This is a genomic window from Rhizobium sp. TAL182 (assembly GCF_002117725.1).
Taxonomy (GTDB): Bacteria; Pseudomonadota; Alphaproteobacteria; order Rhizobiales; family Rhizobiaceae; genus Rhizobium; species Rhizobium esperanzae.
On sequence record NZ_CP021025.1, the window covers coordinates 150242 to 166357 of the forward strand.

A 16116-nucleotide genomic window follows, 5' to 3' on the forward strand; every position below is an offset into this window, starting at 1 on the left:
GGACTTATCTTTTTTCAGCGAGCTCAATCTGGATGCCATCGGGATCGCGCACGAAGCGACCTTGTGCAGGACCTCGGCGTTGATTGCCAGGCGCGGCCGCTCCTTGACCTCGACGCCGGTCTTTTGCAGACGGGTGAAGGTCTCCTCGACATCATCGAACAGGAAGGTCAGGTGGCGCAGGCCGGCCGTGCCCTCGGGCACATCGACCGCCCTCGCCGCGCCTCCCGCCGGTGCGAAAATTTCCAGCATGCCGCCGCCGGCGTCGAGAAAGGCGATCTCGGCACCATCGGCCATCCTCTTGCGCAGATGCAGGCGCAGGCCGACCAGACCGCAGTAGAAATCGACGGACCGGTCCATGTCACTGACCGTCATGCCGACATGTTCGAAGGATTTCAGCATGGGTGCTTTTCTCAGTTCGGATTGCAAAAGGATTTCATAGAAGTCTTTCAGCGTTGACGGCAGCAGACGTGGCGGCCGCTTGTGCTCTGTGGGCGTCGCCGCTACGGTGAGGGTCAAAATGGGGTCAGAACCATATGCACATTCGAAAGGCAGTATCCGCCGATGCGGAGGAGCTGTGCAGTCTCCTGAACGAAATCATTCTGGCCGGGGGGACAACCGCGCTCGAGACGCCGTTGACGGCTGCGGAATTCGCGGATTGGTTCATCGACGGCGAGTTCCCCCTCATCTGTCATGTTGCGGTGCATGATCGGTCGCTTGCCGGCTTCCAGTCATTGAGCCTCTATGGCGATCCGCCGAAAGGTCATGCCGATATCGCAACATTTGCCCGCGCAAACCCGAAGATGCCAGGCGTGGGCCGCGCCCTTTTTCCGGCGACGCTGGCAGCAGCCGAGGAACTCGGGCTTGAATTCATCAATGCGACCATTCGGGCCGATAATGTCGCCGGTCTTGCCTATTACACAAAGATGGGCTTCGAGCCCTATGACCGGCTTATTCAGGTTCCGCTTCTGGACGGAACGCCCGTCGATCGGATCAAGAAGCGTTTCAGAGTAGATGCCGAGCGCCGCCCGGCATCCTCCGTTTGACCGTTCGGGGTCGGAATCGTTCAGAGGCCGCCAGCCCTGCGCTGTTCTTCCGGAAGCCATGAGCGATAGAGCGGATGATCGGCGGCAATCGGCATCGGCGTCGGCTGGCCGGTGCGCTGAGAGAAATAGGCGGCCGTCACCAACTCCAGCGAATTGCGGGCGTCCTGCAATGTCACCGGCGGATCCGTGTCTTCGACGATCGCCCGATGGAACAGCTCGAACTGGCGGGTATAACCATCCTCGCCCGGCACATAGGCGGCGAGCGCCGCATCGATCCGCACCTGGTGCTCTTCGGTTCCGGCGGTAAAGACCCAGGGATCGCGGCCCATCGTATAGGGTTCGAGGATGCTTTCGGCGACGAGATCGCTGAAGCAGAAGCGTAGCCGCGAGATTTCTTTGCGCGAGCCGAGCGTCATCGACAGCGTCGCCAGCGAGCCATTCTGCATTCTCACCGAGAGGGCGGCCGTATCCTCGACCTCGATCGGATTGACCAGCGTCGCGCCATAGGAAAACACTTCGGCGCAAGGGCCGTGCACATAGTTCAGCATATCATGGGCATGGATCGCGTGGCCGAGAAGGCCGCCGCCGAGTTCGCTCGCCCATTTGCCCCGCCACGGCACGGCGTAATAATCCGGGCCGCGCCACCAATGGGTTTCGATCGTCGTCAGGAAGGGCTTGCCGGCGAGGCCCTGCTCGATCAGCAGTTTCAGCTTCTGCAGGCCGGAGCCGTAGCGATACTGAAAGATCGGCATCAGCTTCCTGCCGGGGAAGCGGGCGAGGATGCGGCCCATATCGTCGACTTCGGCAATCGAGCCAAACAGAGGCTTTTCACAAATCACGTGCTTGCCGGATTCAATGCCTTTGCCGCAGAGCTCGAAATGCGAGCTCGGCGGCGTCGAAATGTCGATGATGTCGAGATCGTCCCGGGCAAACAGCGAATCCGCATCCTGCGTATATTCCGCTATGCCGAATTCATCGCACAGCGCCCGGCCGCGATCCTCATCGAGCGAGCAAAGTACGGGAACCTCGAAGAGGTCCTTGTTCCAGCCGAAGCCGGTCAGGTGCCGCGCGGCGATACCAGCGCCGATAACGCCGACGCGTAATTTTCTGGCCATGATATCCTCCTCAGCGAGCGCCGATGCGCGCGGCTTTCGTCTGGGCTTCGAGCGAAAGGCGGCAGACTTCGAAAACGTGATCCTGCGTCATCGCCGTTTGCGTACGGTTTGCGACATCGGCGGTGAACGCGTCGAAATAATCGAGTGTCTCGCCGCTGCAATCGATATGGGTCATCTCCTTGCCGTTGACGAGGAAGAGGTGATCCTTGCCCGGCCGGCCGGCGATATCGATATATTTGCGCAGCTCGATATAACCTTCGGTGCCGAGGATGGTGAGGCGGCCGTCGCCCCAGGTGGGCAGCGCCTCCGGCGTGAACCAGTCGACACGGACATAACCCGCCGCCTTGTCGGAGCGCAGCAGCACCTCGCCGAAATCCTGGAAGGCGGGTTTATCGGGCATTCCGAAATTACCGATCGAGCTGGCGATGACTTCGCCTGAGGTCGAGCCGGTATAGAACAGGAACTGATCGACCTGGTGCGAGGCGATGTCGACGATGATGCCGCCGAAATATTCCGGATCGAAGAACCAATCGGGCCGCGTCGGCAGCTGCAGCCGGTGCGGACCGACGCCGAGCGTCTGAATGACCTTGCCGATCGCGCCTTCCTTTACCAGCTTGCCGGCCTTGACGGCGGAGCGCACGCAGTGGCGCTCGGAAAAGCAGATGGAGAAGATCTTGCCGGTTTCGGCAACGGTGCGCTTGACCTCTTCGAGCTGGGCAAAGGTCGTCACGCCAGGCTTGTCGGTCATCACGTCCTTGCCCGCTTTCATCGCGCGGATGGCAAGCCCGGCGCGGTCGCGCGGAATGGCGGAAATGCAGATGACGTCGATCGAGGGATCGTCGAACAGTTTCTCCCGGTCGATCTGCGGTGCATCGGGATAGGTCTTCTCAAAGGCTTCCCGCAACGCCGGCACGGAGGTCTGCGGGCAATAGCCGACGAACTCGCCGCCTGCGGCGAGCAGTCCCTTCACGTGATCGAACGTATGCCCATGGTCGATTCCGACGACGGCAAATCTCAACATCGCTGCAATATCCTCCCGGGATTTTCCTGGCACCGGCCGAGCCGGCATCCTCCGTGTCGGCCAAAACAGATAACGAAAGCTCACTCCTGTCAAGGCGAGAAGAGCGGTGAAATCGCCCTGGCTCCAGATTAAATGCATGAAAAATAATGATTATTTTGTATCTAAATAGTTATTTTGCCGCATGTTTAGGGTTGGAGATCCGCCTTTCGATCCAATCGGGCGAAAGTCTTTTTCCTGCGCATATCTTGCCCCGTCTCCATGAATGTGATCGATTTCGGCCGCCGCCGGGCTGGAGGGCGGCAACGACTTCGAAAAATTTCAAAGAGCGCTCGCCGCTTGCCTGTGACGGAGGATCACCATGTCTCATCCCCTTCTCGATGCCGCCGCTTCGGGTGGTCTTTTTGTCGGCCGCGTCTGGAACCCTGAGGCCGCCGGCCCAAGCATCGTGACGCTTCGCGAGGGAATGCTGATCGACATTACCTCGCGCGAGGCGCCGACGCTGAGCGCCTTGCTCGAAAAGGAGGATGCGGCCGGCTTCGTCCGTGCCGCAACCGGCAAGGGGATCGGCTCGCTTGAGGAGATCGCTGCCAACAGCACCGGAACCCCGGATGCCGGACGGCCCTACCTCCTTGCGCCCGCCGACCTACAGGCGGTCAAGGCCTGCGGCGTCACCTTTGCCCAGTCGATGATCGAACGCGTGATCGAGGAGAAGGCGGCAGGCAATCCCGATCGCGCCGCTTCGATCCGCGAGCGCGTCAGCGCGCTGATCGGCGGCAGTCTCACCAATCTCAAGGCCGGTTCGCCGCAGGCCGCCAAGGTCAAGCAGGCGCTGATCGACGAGGGCATGTGGTCGCAGTATCTTGAGGTCGGCATCGGCCCCGATGCCGAGGTCTTCACCAAGGCGCCGGTGCTCTCTTCCGTCGGCTGGGGTGCCGATGTCGGCCTGCATCCGATCTCGACCTGGAACAATCCGGAGCCGGAAATCGTGCTCGCGGTCAACAGCCGCGGCGAGATCAAGGGTGCGACGCTCGGCAATGACGTCAACCTTCGCGATGTCGAAGGCCGCTCGGCACTCTTGCTCGGCAAGGCCAAGGACAACAATGCCTCCTGCTCGATCGGTCCGTTCGTCCGGCTGTTCGATGCCGGTTATGGGCTGGACGAGGTGCGCAGGGCCGAACTCGACCTAAAGGTAACCGGGCAGGACGGCTTCGTGCTGCATGGCAAGAGCTCGATGTCGCAGATCAGCCGCGACCCGACCGATCTCGTCAAACAGACGCTTGGCCCCCACCATCAATACCCCGATGGTTTCATGCTCTTTCTCGGCACGCTGTTTGCGCCGACGCAGGATCGCGACGCGCCAAAGCAAGGCTTCACGCACAAGATCGGCGATGTCGTCGAGATTTCCTCGGCCGGGCTCGGCACGCTCGTCAATACCGTGCGCCTCTCCACCGACTGCCCGCCCTGGACGTTCGGCATATCGGCGCTGATGCGCAACCTTGCGACGCGCGGGTTACTCTAAGCAGCAAAAGTGCGCAGCGGTTTTGTGTCCGGCATTGCGCAGATTTTATGACCTATTGGTTTCGCCGTTTGCCCTCTAGCAGGTCGAGAACGGAGTTTGCCGCTTCCAGAACGTTCGTGCCCGGGCCGAACACGGCCGCAACGCCGTGTTCATGGAGGAATTCATAGTCCTGCCGTGGAATGACGCCGCCGCAGACGACGATGATATCGTCACCGCCCTTTTCCCTGAGCCTCTCGACCAATTGCGGCAGCAGCGTCCTGTGGCCTGCGGCGAGGGACGAGACGCCGACGACATTGACCTTTCGATCAAGCGCCAACTCGACAGCCTCGTCAGGCGTCTGAAACAGCGGACCGGCGAGCACGTCGAAGCCGATATCGCCGAAAGCCGAGGCGATCACCTTGGCGCCCCGGTCGTGCCCGTCCTGACCGAGCTTGGCGACCATGATTTTCGGCCGGTATCCCATCGCTTCCGTCACCCCGGCCATACGCTCCCTCAGGACGGCAAGTTCCGGCTCGTTGTCATAGGCTTCGCCATAGACGCCTTTGATGACATCAGGTATCGCGGCATGATCACCAAAGGCAGCGCGCATCGCATCCGATATCTCGCCGACTGTGGCACGGGCCCGCGCCGCCTCGATGGCGGCGGCCAGCAGATTGCCTTTGCCGCTGCGTGCGGTTTCCGCCAGGGCGGCCAGTGTTTCGCGCACGGCGCCGCTATCGCGCCGCCGCTTCGTCTCCTCGATGCGGCGGATCTGCGCGGTGCGCACCGCGCTGTTGTCGATCTCCAAAATGTCGATCGGCTGTTCGTTGTCGAGCCTGTAGCGATTGACCCCGACGATGACCTCGTCGCCCTTGTCGACGGCGGCCTGGCGGCGCGCCGCCGCTTCTTCGATCAGCCGCTTCGGCAAACCGTCGTTGACAGCCTTCGTCATGCCGCCGAGCGCTTCCACCTCCTCGATCAGCGCCCAGGCGTTGTCGGCAAGTTCCTTCGTCAGGCTCTCGACATAATAGGAGCCGGCCAGCGGATCGACCACTTTGGTGACGCCGGTTTCATGCTGAAGGATCAGCTGGGTATTGCGGGCGATGCGGGCGGAGAACTCCGTCGGCAGCGCGATCGCCTCGTCGAAGGAATTGGTGTGCAGCGACTGCGTGCCGCCGAGCACGGCCGACATCGCCTCGAAAGCGGTGCGGATGATGTTGTTGTAGGGATCCTGCTCCTGCAGTGAGACGCCGGAGGTCTGGCAATGGGTGCGCAGCATCAGCGAGGATGCCTTCTTCGGCTGGAACTCCTCCATGATGCGGGTCCAGAGCAGCCGGGCGGCGCGCAGCTTTGCCGCCTCCATGAAAAAATTCATGCCGATCGCAAAGAAGAAGGAGAGCCTTCCCGCGAAATCATCGACGTTGAGACCCTTGGCGATCGCCGCCCTGACATATTCGCGACCGTCGGCCAGCGTGAAGGCAAGCTCCTGCGTGAGCGTCGCGCCGGCCTCCTGCATGTGATAGCCGGAGATCGAGATCGAGTTGAATTTCGGCATCTCCCTTGCCGTATAGTCGATGATGTCGGCAACGATCCGCATCGAAGGTTCTGGCGGATAGATATAGGTGTTGCGGACCATGAACTCCTTAAGGATGTCGTTCTGGATGGTTCCTGATAGCTCGGCCCTCGGCACGCCCTGCTCTTCGCCGGCGACAATGAAGGAAGCGAGGATCGGAATGACGGCGCCGTTCATGGTCATTGAAACCGACATATCCCCAAGGGGAATGCCGTCGAACAGGATTTTCATGTCCTCGACGCTGTCGATCGCGACGCCTGCCTTGCCGACATCGCCCTCGACGCGAGGGTGGTCGCTGTCATAACCGCGATGGGTGGCAAGATCGAAGGCGACCGACAGGCCCTTCTGGCCGGCAGCGAGATTGCGGCGATAAAAGGCGTTCGATTCCTCTGCCGTGGAGAAGCCGGCATACTGGCGGATCGTCCAGGGACGGCCGGCATACATCGTCGCGCGCGGTCCGCGGGTAAAGGGTGCAAAACCGGGCAGCGAGCCGAGATGCGCGGCGCCTTCGAGGTCCTCAGCGGTATAAAGCGGCTTGACTGCGATGCCTTCCGGCGTGTGCCAGGTCAGTGTCTCGGGTGAGGCGCGCAGTTCCTTCTGCGCAAGCTCCGCCCAATCCGACAGCGTCTTCTTCGTCATGCGTTCCTCCGGCTGCTTCATCGCCACCTTATCACTTCACAGGTGGATGATGCGATACAGCCTTAGGACAATTAACACAGCAAGGCATTCGCCCGCCGCAAGCCTCCGACTTTGACCTATCTGTGGTCGAGCTTGGTGACCAGCCGGTCGCCGAGCCACTGGATGCCGCAGACGAGGATGACGAGGACGGCGACCACTGCGATCATGACATTGGTTTCGAAGCGCTGATAGCCATAGCGGATGGCAAGGTCGCCGAGGCCGCCGGCGCCGATCGCGCCCGCCATGGCCGAGGCGCCGATCAGCGTCACCAGAGTGACGGTGAAGCCCGCGACGATGCCCGGCAGTGCTTCAGGCACCAGCACCTCGCGGATGATGGTCCAGCGATTGCCGCCCATGGCGCGCACGGCATCGATCAGGCCGCGGTCGACCTCGCGCAAGGACACCTCGGCGATGCGCGCATAATAAGGTGTTGCGGCGATGGCGAGCGGCACGATGGCGGCCCCGGTGCCGAGCGCGGTGCCGACGATCAGCCGCGTCAGCGGGATCAGCGCCACCAGCAGGATGATGAATGGCACCGAGCGGAAGCCGTTGATGACGGCGCCGAGCATGCGGTTGATCCAGAGATTTTCGGCGATGCCGCCGCGCGCGGTGACAACGAGGGCAAGGCCGAGCGGCAGGCCGGCGACGAGCGAAATCACCCCCGAGGCGACAGTCATCAGGATCGTCTCCCAAAGCGAGCGAAGAAGCAGTTCAAGCATGATCGGTGTCATAACCAAGCACCTCCACCCGGGCGGACCGGGCCGTCAGGAATTGTTCGACCTTTCCGGCGAGCGCGGGGTTGCGCGCGGGAACGGCGATGAAGAACCGCGCCACCGGCTGGTTCTGGATATGATCGATGCCGCCATGGACAAGTCGGAAGGAGTGCGGCAGCGTCGCCGAGAGTTCCGCAAACAGCGCGCCTTGCGCTTGCGGCCCGGCAAGATCGACACTGAGGATCACTTCGCTGCCCGCCGTCGCCGACAGCCGGCCGAGAATATGATCGGGAAGTTGCGGGCGGATACCGCCAAGCAAGCTCCTGGTGATGTCAGTCTGCGGATTGGCGAAGACCGACCAGACCTGGCCCTCCTCGACGATCCGTCCGGCATCGATGACCGCGACGCGATCGGCAATGCCGCGCACCACTTCCATCTCATGCGTGATCAGCAGAATGGTCAGTCCGAGCTTACGGTTGATATCCCTGAGCAGCGCCAGGATCGATCGTGTTGTCTCGGGGTCGAGGGCCGATGTCGCCTCGTCTGACAGCAGTAGTGCCGGGCGCGCCGCCAGCGCCCGGGCGATGCCGACGCGTTGTTTCTGGCCGCCGGAGAGCGATGAGGGATAGGCCTGCGCCTTGTCGGCGAGACCGACGAGCTCGAGCAGTTCCTGCGCCCGCCTCAGGCGCTCGGCCCTGGCAATACCCTCGATCTTCAGCGGCAGCGCAACATTGTCCTCGACCGTCTTGGCGGAAAGCAGATTGAAGTGCTGAAAGATCATGCCGATGCGGCGACGCAGCGGCTGCAGTTCCTGCTCTTCTAGCCCGGTAATATCGCGGCCCTCTATGCGGATCTCGCCGCTGTCGGCGCGCTCCAGCCCGTTCAGGCAGCGGATCAGCGTCGACTTGCCGGCGCCGCTGCGGCCGATGATGCCAAGGATCTCGCCCCTATTCACGCTCAGCGAAATACCGTCAAGTGCCGGCGTGGCCCCGAACCGACGCTTCACGTCGATAAGCCTCACCACCTCTTCGGCCGCCGCCTGCGGCCGCGGCTCGATCGCCGCCTTGGAAACAACGGAGTTCATGTACTTTTCCCTGCAAATACCGAAGGCGGCCCCGGCAGGAACGCCCGGGCCGCCTTTCGGCAGGCCTTAACTGCGGCCCAGTTTTGGATCAATAGGCGCTGAGACCCGTCCCCTTGTATACCTTGTCGAACTCGGCCTTGACGGTGTCGTTCTGGTAGGAAGATACCAGCGTCTTGACCCAGTCCGCATCCTTGTTCTCTTCCTTGACGGCGATGAAGTTGCGGTACGGGTTGTCGGCGATCGGCTCCTGCGCAATGCGCTCGGCCGGAGAAAGTCCGCTCTTCAGCGCCCAGTCGGTGTTGACGACGCCGGCATCCAGATCGTCGATCGAACGGCCGACGATGCCGGCATCGAGCTCCTTGATCTCGATCTTCTTCGGATTGTCGCTGACGTCGGCAACGGTCGCAAGAATGCCGGTGCCGTCCTTCAGCTTGATCAGGCCTACATTCTGGAGAACCCGCAGTGCCCGACCTTCGTTCGAGGGGTCGTTCGGAACGCCGATGACGGCGCCTTCGGGAATCTCGGCGACGGCCTTGTGCTTCTTGCTATAGAGGCCGATCGGCCAGACGCCGGTGTAGCCGACGGGGACGATGTGATAGCCGTGCTGCTGGATCTGATTGTCGAGATAGGGCTGGTGCTGGAAGGCATTCGCGTCGATTTCGCCGCGCTCCAGCGCTTCGTTCGGCTGCGTGTAATCGTTGAAGATGACGGTTTCGATCGTCAGGCCCTTCTTGGCCGCCTCGCTGGTCACCACCCTCCATACATCCTCATCCTCGCCGGCCATGATGCCGACCTTGATCGACTTGTCCTCCGCAAAGGAAGGTGCCGGTGCTGCGAAGGCAAAAAGCGTTGCCGCGGAAACAGCGACGGCCGCAAGAGCCGCGCGGCGCGAAAGGTGGAAGCGGTGAAGATTGTTGTTCTTGGTCATTTTATATCCCGTCTGACTGGATGAGGCCGAACGCCTCGAGCAGGCCAATCATGGCAAATGGCTGGATCACGAGCGAAGCAAGAATGTCTGATGTAGGGGAAGGGCCGGAAAAACTCTTGCCCCACCATCAATGCCGGCAGGATAAATTTCCATCAAATTTATGGATTAATTGCGGCTTTTGAGCATATTCTAATAAGGGAAACCGTCGCCTTAGGCCGCCGTTTCCTATGACGGCGGCCTAAGGCCGACGGAATTCTCCGACCGCTGCGAAAGCGGATCGGACGAGACACCGTACTCGTGACGGATGGTCTCAGGCCGGTTTGTGCTTCGGAATACGGGGCAGCAAGATCGTCAGCAGGCCGAGCAGCGGCAGGTAGGAGCAGATGCGGTAGACGAAGGCGATGCCGTGAGTGTCGGCGAAATCGCCGAGCAGCGCAGCCCCTAGCCCCCCTGCCCCGAATGCGAAGCCGAAAAAGACACCGGCAATCAGCCCGACGCGACCGGGCACCAGTTCCTGCGCGAAGACGACGATCGCGGAAAAGGCCGACGCGAAGACCAGGCCGATGACGATGCTGAGCACGCCTGTCCAGAAAAGATCGGCATAGGGCAGCAGCAACGCGAAGGGAATGACGCCGAGGATCGAAAACCAGATGACGAAACGGGCACCGAAGCGATCGCCGATCGGTCCGCCGAGGAAAGTGCCGACGGCGACCGAGCCGAGGAACAGGAACAGCATCAGCTGCGCCTGCTGCACGCTGAGTTCGAACCTGTCGATGACATAGAAGGTGAAGTAGCTCGACACGCTCGCCATGTAGACATTCTTCGTCGCCGTCAGCAGCACCAGGATCAGCAGCGCCCAGACGACCCGGTTCTGCGGCAGCGGCAGAGTTCGGCTGACGGCCGGTTTGCTGGCGTTTTGACGCCTGTGGCTCATATACCAGCTGCCCACCCAGCTCAGCACGACCATGCCGATCATGGCGATGGCGGCAAACCAGGAGACGCTATGTTGCCCGAGCGGCAGCACGATGAAGGCTGCGAGCAGCGGACCGATCGCCTGGCCGGCATTGCCGCCGACCTGGAAAAAGGACTGCGCGAAACCGTGACGGCCGCCGGAAGCAAGACGGGCAACACGCGAGGATTCCGGATGGAAGACCGCCGAGCCAAAGCCGATCAGGCTTGCCGCGACCAGCAGCAGCGCGAAACTGCCGGCATTGCCGAGCAGAATGAGACCGCAAAAGGTACTCGCCATGCCGACCGGCAGCGAATAGGGCATCGGCCAGCGATCGGTGACGATGCCGACGGCCGGCTGCAGCAGAGACGCCGTGACCTGGAACGTCATGGTCAGCAGGCCGATCTGGACAAAATCGAGATCGTAGTTTGCCTTGAACAGTGGATAGAGCGAGGCGAGCAGCGACTGCATGATGTCGTTCAGCATATGGCAGAAGCTGACAGCCATCAGAATGGACATCGTTGTCTTCTCGAAACGGGGCGCGCGCTCGGCAACGGTTGCCATCAATATCCCTCCTGAACAGGCACGATCAGTGCCGCGGCGTTTTCGATGGATTTTGGGCGATCGGGGCTGGCGAGACTATCGAGCGACGGTCGCTGAAAGATATTTACCGCAGGCCGGGCAATGATCACCAGCCCGGTTTGGCCTGGATCGGTACGGCTTTTGTTTGATTTGCCCATCCCCGACCGGCTCTTGCGTCGCTGGCCGTGTGTGGATGGGGGTTTTCATATCACAGTCAGCCGCGATCATCGCATGTATGCTATACTATATGAAAACAACCGTGGAAAACTGCTTACGGGGGTACTACAGCTGCGCCGATTGAAATCCGATCGAGGCTGAAAACACGCGATGAATGTGAAGACACCGAATGCCATAGACAGCTACGTCGGAGCGCGCATCAGAACACGCCGGCAGCTGCTTGGAATGAGCCAGGAGCGGCTTGCCGAGCAGATCGGCGTGACTTTTCAGCAGGTTCAGAAATACGAGAAAGGCATCAACCGCATTGGTGCGAGCCGTTTGCAGCGCATCGCCGAAGTGCTTCACACCTCACCGAGCTTCTTCTTCGAGCAGAACGAATCCCAGCCATTGAGCCTGCAAGGATTGGCTCTGCCGGACAATGCCGACCCCGTCGCTGAATTCCTGCGGACGAAGGAGGGATTGGTGCTTAACCGCGCCTTTCTGAAGATTGCCGATCCCGATATTCGTGAAACGATCCTCGCATTGGTGAAAGCGATGGCGCAGGCGGAAAGCGGTCCGGATTTGCCATCGATAGCGAATATCACTCGTCCGCCCCTGGAGTAGCTGGCCAGGCGGGCAAAATCTCCTGTGAGCTCAGGCTCGAATGATCTGGCAAGTTACGGCTGATCAACCAGACCCGGGACTTGCCGCCGCGCCCCCGCTCAATGCACGCCAGCGAACCGTTGCCTTGCAGCTGCGGCGTGGCGCAAAGCGCTTTGCACGTCCGACATTACGATTCGGATTATACTGCCATTGTTTCCAGCCGGTCTCGTCCGATTCGGCCTGTGAATGTGCGATTGCCGGACGGCCGGCGACACGCGCGGCCTGCGCAAGCATTTGAAATAGATTGGACAACCTTTTTTGATAGGATCTTGTTAACCCTATTTGCCTTGCCACGCTTCCAGAATCGGCGCTAAATGCGGTTTCAAAGCGCGTAGAGCTTTTAAATCGCATTTTCGAGATTTCCATGAATATGGCACCGCAAATAGAAAAAGCAATTTCCGATGTCGACCAGCTGATCATCGGTCAGGCGCAGGAACTATCCGACAAGCTGAAGCAGCATCGCCTCGAAATGTTTCCTCCACGCGCGCTGAAGGGTCTGCGGGAATTTCAGCTGGCCGAAGTGGCGCGGTTTCTCGGCGTGACCAGCGGCTATCTTCGAAATCTCTCGCTCGAGGGCAAAGGTGCCCTCCCCCAGGTTACCCCGTCTGGCCGCCGGTCCTATACGGCGGAGCAGATGGAAGAGATGCGCGGCTTCCTTGAGCATAATGCTCGTGCCGGAACGCATTATATGCGTCATCGCCGCGGCCACGAACATCTGCAGGTCGTCGCCGTCGTCAACTTCAAAGGCGGCAGCGGTAAGACGACGAGTGCCGCGCACCTTGCCCAGCATCTTGCTCTGACCGGTCATCGCGTCCTCGCCGTCGATCTCGATCCGCAGGCGTCTCTTTCTGCCATACACGGCTTTCAGCCGGAGTTCGACGTCAACGAAAACGAGACGCTCTACGCCGCCATTCGCTATGACGATCAGCGGCGTCCGCTGCGGGACATTATTCGGCCGACCAACTTCCCGAACCTTCATCTTGTGCCGGGCAATCTCGAGCTGATGGAATTCGAGCACGACACGCCGCGGGTCCTCGCTCAGGGCAAGGCGAGCGATTATGGGCGCGTCTTCTTCGCGCGGCTGGATGAGGCGCTGGCCTCGGTCGCGGATGATTACGACGTCGTCATCATCGACTGCCCTCCCCAGCTTGGCTTTTTGACCATGAGCGCCATTTGCGGTGCGACGGCGGTTCTGATCACCGTTCATCCGCAGATGCTCGATGTCATGTCGATGTGCCAGTTCCTGCAAATGCTTGGCGAAGTGCTGAACACGCTGAAGGGAGCCGGCGGCAACATGAACCTCGACTGGCTGCGTTACCTCGTGACCCGTTACGATCCGCAGGACGGGCCGCAGACGCAGATGGTCGCTTTCATGCGTTCGATGTTCAAGAGCCACGTGCTCACCAACCCGATGCTGCGCAGCGTCGCGATCTCCGATGCGGCGATGACCAACCAGACGCTGTACGAAGTCGAGCGAAGTCAGTTTACCCGCGCGACCTATGACCGCGCCATGGAGGCGATGGAGTCAGTCAACACGGAAATCGTCGATCTCATCCACAAGGCATGGGGCCGGAAATGAGCGGGAAGTTTACTGCGGTAAACCGGGGCAAGGAGCTGGTTGATGGCGCGTAAAAATCTTCTGTCGGGCCTGATGGACGATTCCAAGAAGTTTACTGCGGTAAACAATGAGGATGAGCCGGTCCATCGCGACGAGAGGCAGCATATCACCTATAAGGGGATTGGCGCGCTCGGTGCGGTCACCCGCAGCATCGATGCCCTGGCCGCCAAGGCCGATGCCGCCAAGGCGATCGAAGAGCAGCTGGCGAGCGGCGAGACGGTGATCGATCTCGACCCGGCGCTGATCGAAGATTCCTTCGTGACCGACCGACTGGCGCATACGGACGAACAGTTCCGGGAATTGGTCGAGGCGATCCGCCTGCGCGGCCAGGATTCACCGATCCTTGTGCGCCCGCATCCCGAGAGGGAGGGGCGATATCAGATCGCTTTTGGTCATCGTCGTGCCCGGGCGGCAAAGGAGCTCGGCCGACCTGTCCGGGCGGTGGTCAAGAGACTCGACGACCGCGACCATGTCATTGCGCAGGGCCAGGAGAATTCGGCGCGCGCCGATCTGTCCTTCATCGAGAGGACGATGTTTGCCGACAAGCTCGATACGTTGGGTTTCGACCGGGAAACGATCATGTCGGCACTCAGCGCCGACAAGACGACAGTGTCCAAGATGCTGTCGGTCACGAAGCGGATTCCGCCCGAAGTCCTGGCCGCGATCGGCGCAGCCAAGACGACCGGCCGCGATCGCTGGCATGATCTTTCGGCGAAATTCGAGACGGAAAACATCGCCGCCCGGGCGATCGAGTTCACCAGATCGGCGGAGTTCGAGACGGCGGAGCCGGACGCCCGCTTTGACATGCTCGTCGCCTTCATCAGCAGGAAGCAACCGGCTTCGCCCGCTGCCGCAATTCAGCCGGTGGCGCACGCCTGGCAGCGCCAGGACGGAGCCGTCAAAGCGAAGATCAAGGATGATGGAAAACAGTTCACCATCTCGCTGAAGGCGGAGAAGGCATCTGCCTTTGGCGCCTACATCGCCAGCAATCTGGATCGTCTCTACGAGGCGTTCGAGAAGACACAGGATTTGACGAAGAACGGAGATCAATAAGCAAAAGAAAAGGCCCCCGAACGTTGCCGTCGCGGAAGCCCTCTCTGATCTAGACACCCAGAGAATCACATTTCCGCGAATCATAGTCAAGAGTCTTTGGCACCGAATTTGGTGAGCCGTGATCTTTTGCCTTGAAGAAGGCGAAGAAAATGGAAAGCGGAAGTGTAACGACGCCCTTCGGGCGGCGGCCGATGACGTTTGGCATGTTGGCAAGTCAGGCCGCTGCTCGAAAAATCGAGCCGGGCCGATCGATTGATAAATGGAAACTCTATCGCGCTCTGTGCGAGGCCAGGCCGCTGCTCGGCATTACCGACCGCGCGCTTTCCATCCTGAACGCCTTGCTGAGCTTTTATCCCAAGGGAGAACTCTCCGAGGACAGCGGGTTGGTTGTTTTTCCTTCGAACACGCAGCTCTCTCTGCGCGCGCATGGAATGGCGGAGCAGACGATCCGTCGCCATCTGGCGGCGCTGATCGAGGCCGGATTGCTGATCCGCAAGGACAGCCCGAACGGCAAACGTTACGCCCGCAAGGAGCAGGGCGGGGATATCCGTGAGGCATTCGGCTTCTCGCTGGCGCCGCTGCTTGCGCGCGCGGACGAGATCGAGCGGCTGGCGGCGGAGGTGGCAGCCGAACGATTGCAGTTGCAGCGGCTCAAAGAACGCCTGACGCTTTGCCGACGCGACATCGCCAAGCTCATCGAGATGGCCGTGGAAGAGGGGGCCTCTGGTGATTGGAGCGGGGTTCACCTGCATTTTCGAGGCGTTGTCGAACGGTTGCCGCGGTCACCATCCTCCGAGAAGATCGCCGCCGCACTCGACGAACTGGAACTATTGCGCGAAGAAATCACCAATCAGTTGGAAATACAGGTTAAAGCTCCAGATCAAAGCGGCAATGCCCAACATTCTGAGCGGCACATACAGAATTCAAACCCACACTACATTACTGAATCTGAACCAGGCTTCGAAACGAAGCAGGGCGCAACGGCGGACGACCAATCGGAAGGTCTGGCCGAGCCGATGGCCAGAATAGCGACACAAGAAGGGAAGGGCCGGCCCGTGCCGGCGGCAAGCTCGGCCTCGGTTGCCGCCGGCGGGCTCAAATCCTTCCCGCTGGGCCTAGTGCTGCAGGCCTGCCCAGAGATCACCGCCTATGGGCCGCAGGGTTCGGTGGGCACATGGCGCGATCTGATGGCGGCGGCTGTCGTCGTGCGCTCAATGCTGGGAGTGAGCCCCTCGGCCTATGAACAGGCCTGCGAGGTCATGGGGCCTGAAAATGCGGCTACCGTCATAGCGTGCGTGCTTGAAAGGGCAGGGCACATCAATTCCGCCGGCGGTTACCTCCGTGACCTGACCCGCCGCGCCGAGAGAGGCGAATTTGCCATCGGACCGATGTTGATGGCGCTTGCCCGCACCAATTCGCCAATCAGAGCCAAGACCGGATGA

14 protein-coding genes and 1 pseudogene are annotated in these 16116 nt (G+C 61.0%); 6 read left to right on the forward strand and 9 right to left on the reverse strand.

Going from position 1 to position 16116, the window contains the following annotated elements:
* Window positions 1–4: 4 nt before the first annotated feature.
* A pseudogene (locus Tal182_RS22930) lies at window positions 5–399 on the reverse strand (VOC family protein).
* Between the two features lie 134 nt (window positions 400–533).
* Here Tal182_RS22930 and Tal182_RS22935 point away from each other — a divergent pair.
* Window positions 534–1043 carry a GNAT family N-acetyltransferase gene (locus Tal182_RS22935; protein WP_085861121.1) on the forward strand — a complete coding sequence of 170 codons (510 nt, stop codon included), beginning with the start codon at window positions 534–536 and terminating at the stop codon, window positions 1041–1043.
* A 20-nt stretch (window positions 1044–1063) separates the two neighbouring features.
* Here Tal182_RS22935 and Tal182_RS22940 read toward each other — a convergent pair whose 3' ends face one another.
* Together Tal182_RS22940 and Tal182_RS22945 are read right to left on the reverse strand one after the other, a co-directional pair.
* Complete coding sequence (locus tag Tal182_RS22940) at window positions 1064–2158, reverse strand: Gfo/Idh/MocA family oxidoreductase (RefSeq protein WP_085861122.1); 1095 nt, start codon at window positions 2156–2158, stop codon at window positions 1064–1066.
* A 10-nt stretch (window positions 2159–2168) separates the two neighbouring features.
* A complete protein-coding gene (locus tag Tal182_RS22945) occupies window positions 2169–3179 on the reverse strand; it encodes a Gfo/Idh/MocA family oxidoreductase (RefSeq protein WP_064806630.1) in 1011 nt (336 codons plus the stop codon).
* Window positions 3180–3537: 358 nt separating this feature from the next.
* Here Tal182_RS22945 and Tal182_RS22950 point away from each other — a divergent pair, with 358 nt between their 5' ends.
* Window positions 3538–4698: a fumarylacetoacetate hydrolase family protein gene (locus tag Tal182_RS22950; protein WP_085861123.1), complete on the forward strand. Its 1161-nt coding sequence runs from the start codon at window positions 3538–3540 to the stop codon at window positions 4696–4698.
* 52 nt (window positions 4699–4750) lie between these two features.
* On the opposite strand, the gene scpA is transcribed toward Tal182_RS22950, so the two are convergent.
* The 6 genes from scpA to Tal182_RS32380 all read right to left on the reverse strand — a co-directional run bounded on the left by scpA (window position 4751) and on the right by Tal182_RS32380 (window position 11342).
* Window positions 4751–6889 (reverse strand): methylmalonyl-CoA mutase, encoded by a 2139-nt coding sequence (scpA, locus tag Tal182_RS22955; protein WP_064806667.1) that lies wholly within the window; start codon window positions 6887–6889, stop codon window positions 4751–4753.
* 116 nt (window positions 6890–7005) lie between these two features.
* Window positions 7006–7659: a methionine ABC transporter permease gene (locus Tal182_RS22960; protein ID WP_085861124.1), complete on the reverse strand. Its 654-nt coding sequence runs from the start codon at window positions 7657–7659 to the stop codon at window positions 7006–7008.
* Window positions 7640–8725 (reverse strand): methionine ABC transporter ATP-binding protein, encoded by a 1086-nt coding sequence (locus tag Tal182_RS22965; RefSeq protein ID WP_085861125.1) that lies wholly within the window; start codon window positions 8723–8725, stop codon window positions 7640–7642. The genes Tal182_RS22960 and Tal182_RS22965 overlap by 20 nt, the downstream gene beginning before the upstream one ends.
* 88 nt (window positions 8726–8813) lie before the next feature.
* Window positions 8814–9653, reverse strand: coding sequence for a MetQ/NlpA family lipoprotein (locus Tal182_RS22970; RefSeq protein WP_085861126.1), 840 nt, complete (start codon window positions 9651–9653; stop codon window positions 8814–8816).
* A 310-nt stretch (window positions 9654–9963) separates the two neighbouring features.
* On the reverse strand, window positions 9964–11166 hold the full coding sequence (locus Tal182_RS22975) for an MFS transporter (RefSeq protein ID WP_085861127.1): 1203 nt from the start codon (window positions 11164–11166) through the stop codon (window positions 9964–9966).
* Window positions 11166–11342: a hypothetical protein gene (locus tag Tal182_RS32380; RefSeq protein ID WP_164517817.1), complete on the reverse strand. Its 177-nt coding sequence runs from the start codon at window positions 11340–11342 to the stop codon at window positions 11166–11168. Before Tal182_RS32380 ends, Tal182_RS22975 begins: the two co-directional genes overlap by 1 nt.
* A gap of 169 nt (window positions 11343–11511) precedes the next feature.
* Between Tal182_RS32380 and Tal182_RS22980 the strand changes: the two genes are divergently transcribed.
* The 4 genes from Tal182_RS22980 to repC all read left to right on the forward strand — a co-directional run bounded on the left by Tal182_RS22980 (window position 11512) and on the right by repC (window position 16116).
* Window positions 11512–11964 carry a helix-turn-helix domain-containing protein gene (locus Tal182_RS22980; RefSeq protein ID WP_085861128.1) on the forward strand — a complete coding sequence of 151 codons (453 nt, stop codon included), beginning with the start codon at window positions 11512–11514 and terminating at the stop codon, window positions 11962–11964.
* Between the two features lie 403 nt (window positions 11965–12367).
* Entirely contained in the window at window positions 12368–13582 is a 1215-nt protein-coding gene (repA, locus tag Tal182_RS22985; protein ID WP_064806645.1) for a plasmid partitioning protein RepA, read from the forward strand.
* A 42-nt stretch (window positions 13583–13624) separates the two neighbouring features.
* The gene (gene repB, locus Tal182_RS22990; protein ID WP_085861129.1) at window positions 13625–14674 is read left to right on the forward strand and encodes a plasmid partitioning protein RepB; all 1050 of its coding nucleotides are present in this window, start codon (window positions 13625–13627) and stop codon (window positions 14672–14674) included.
* Between the two features lie 149 nt (window positions 14675–14823).
* The gene (gene repC / locus Tal182_RS22995; RefSeq protein WP_085861130.1) at window positions 14824–16116 is read left to right on the forward strand and encodes a plasmid replication protein RepC; all 1293 of its coding nucleotides are present in this window, start codon (window positions 14824–14826) and stop codon (window positions 16114–16116) included.

What these genes read in the sequence shown, in the direction of transcription:
- Tal182_RS22935 (WP_085861121.1), top strand. Translation starts at nt 534, where the DNA reads ATGCACATTCGAAAGGCAGTATCCGCCGATGCGGAGGAGCTGTGCAGT.
- Tal182_RS22940 (WP_085861122.1), bottom strand. Translation starts at nt 2,158, where the DNA reads ATGGCCAGAAAATTACGCGTCGGCGTTATCGGCGCTGGTATCGCCGCG.
- Tal182_RS22945 (WP_064806630.1), bottom strand. Translation starts at nt 3,179, where the DNA reads ATGTTGAGATTTGCCGTCGTCGGAATCGACCATGGGCATACGTTCGAT.
- Tal182_RS22950 (WP_085861123.1), top strand. Translation starts at nt 3,538, where the DNA reads ATGTCTCATCCCCTTCTCGATGCCGCCGCTTCGGGTGGTCTTTTTGTC.
- scpA (WP_064806667.1), bottom strand. Translation starts at nt 6,889, where the DNA reads ATGACGAAGAAGACGCTGTCGGATTGGGCGGAGCTTGCGCAGAAGGAA.
- Tal182_RS22960 (WP_085861124.1), bottom strand. Translation starts at nt 7,659, where the DNA reads ATGACACCGATCATGCTTGAACTGCTTCTTCGCTCGCTTTGGGAGACG.
- Tal182_RS22965 (WP_085861125.1), bottom strand. Translation starts at nt 8,725, where the DNA reads ATGAACTCCGTTGTTTCCAAGGCGGCGATCGAGCCGCGGCCGCAGGCG.
- Tal182_RS22970 (WP_085861126.1), bottom strand. Translation starts at nt 9,653, where the DNA reads ATGACCAAGAACAACAATCTTCACCGCTTCCACCTTTCGCGCCGCGCG.
- Tal182_RS22975 (WP_085861127.1), bottom strand. Translation starts at nt 11,166, where the DNA reads ATGGCAACCGTTGCCGAGCGCGCGCCCCGTTTCGAGAAGACAACGATG.
- Tal182_RS32380 (WP_164517817.1), bottom strand. Translation starts at nt 11,342, where the DNA reads ATGGGCAAATCAAACAAAAGCCGTACCGATCCAGGCCAAACCGGGCTG.
- Tal182_RS22980 (WP_085861128.1), top strand. Translation starts at nt 11,512, where the DNA reads ATGAATGTGAAGACACCGAATGCCATAGACAGCTACGTCGGAGCGCGC.
- repA (WP_064806645.1), top strand. Translation starts at nt 12,368, where the DNA reads ATGAATATGGCACCGCAAATAGAAAAAGCAATTTCCGATGTCGACCAG.
- repB (WP_085861129.1), top strand. Translation starts at nt 13,625, where the DNA reads ATGGCGCGTAAAAATCTTCTGTCGGGCCTGATGGACGATTCCAAGAAG.
- repC (WP_085861130.1), top strand. Translation starts at nt 14,824, where the DNA reads ATGGAAAGCGGAAGTGTAACGACGCCCTTCGGGCGGCGGCCGATGACG.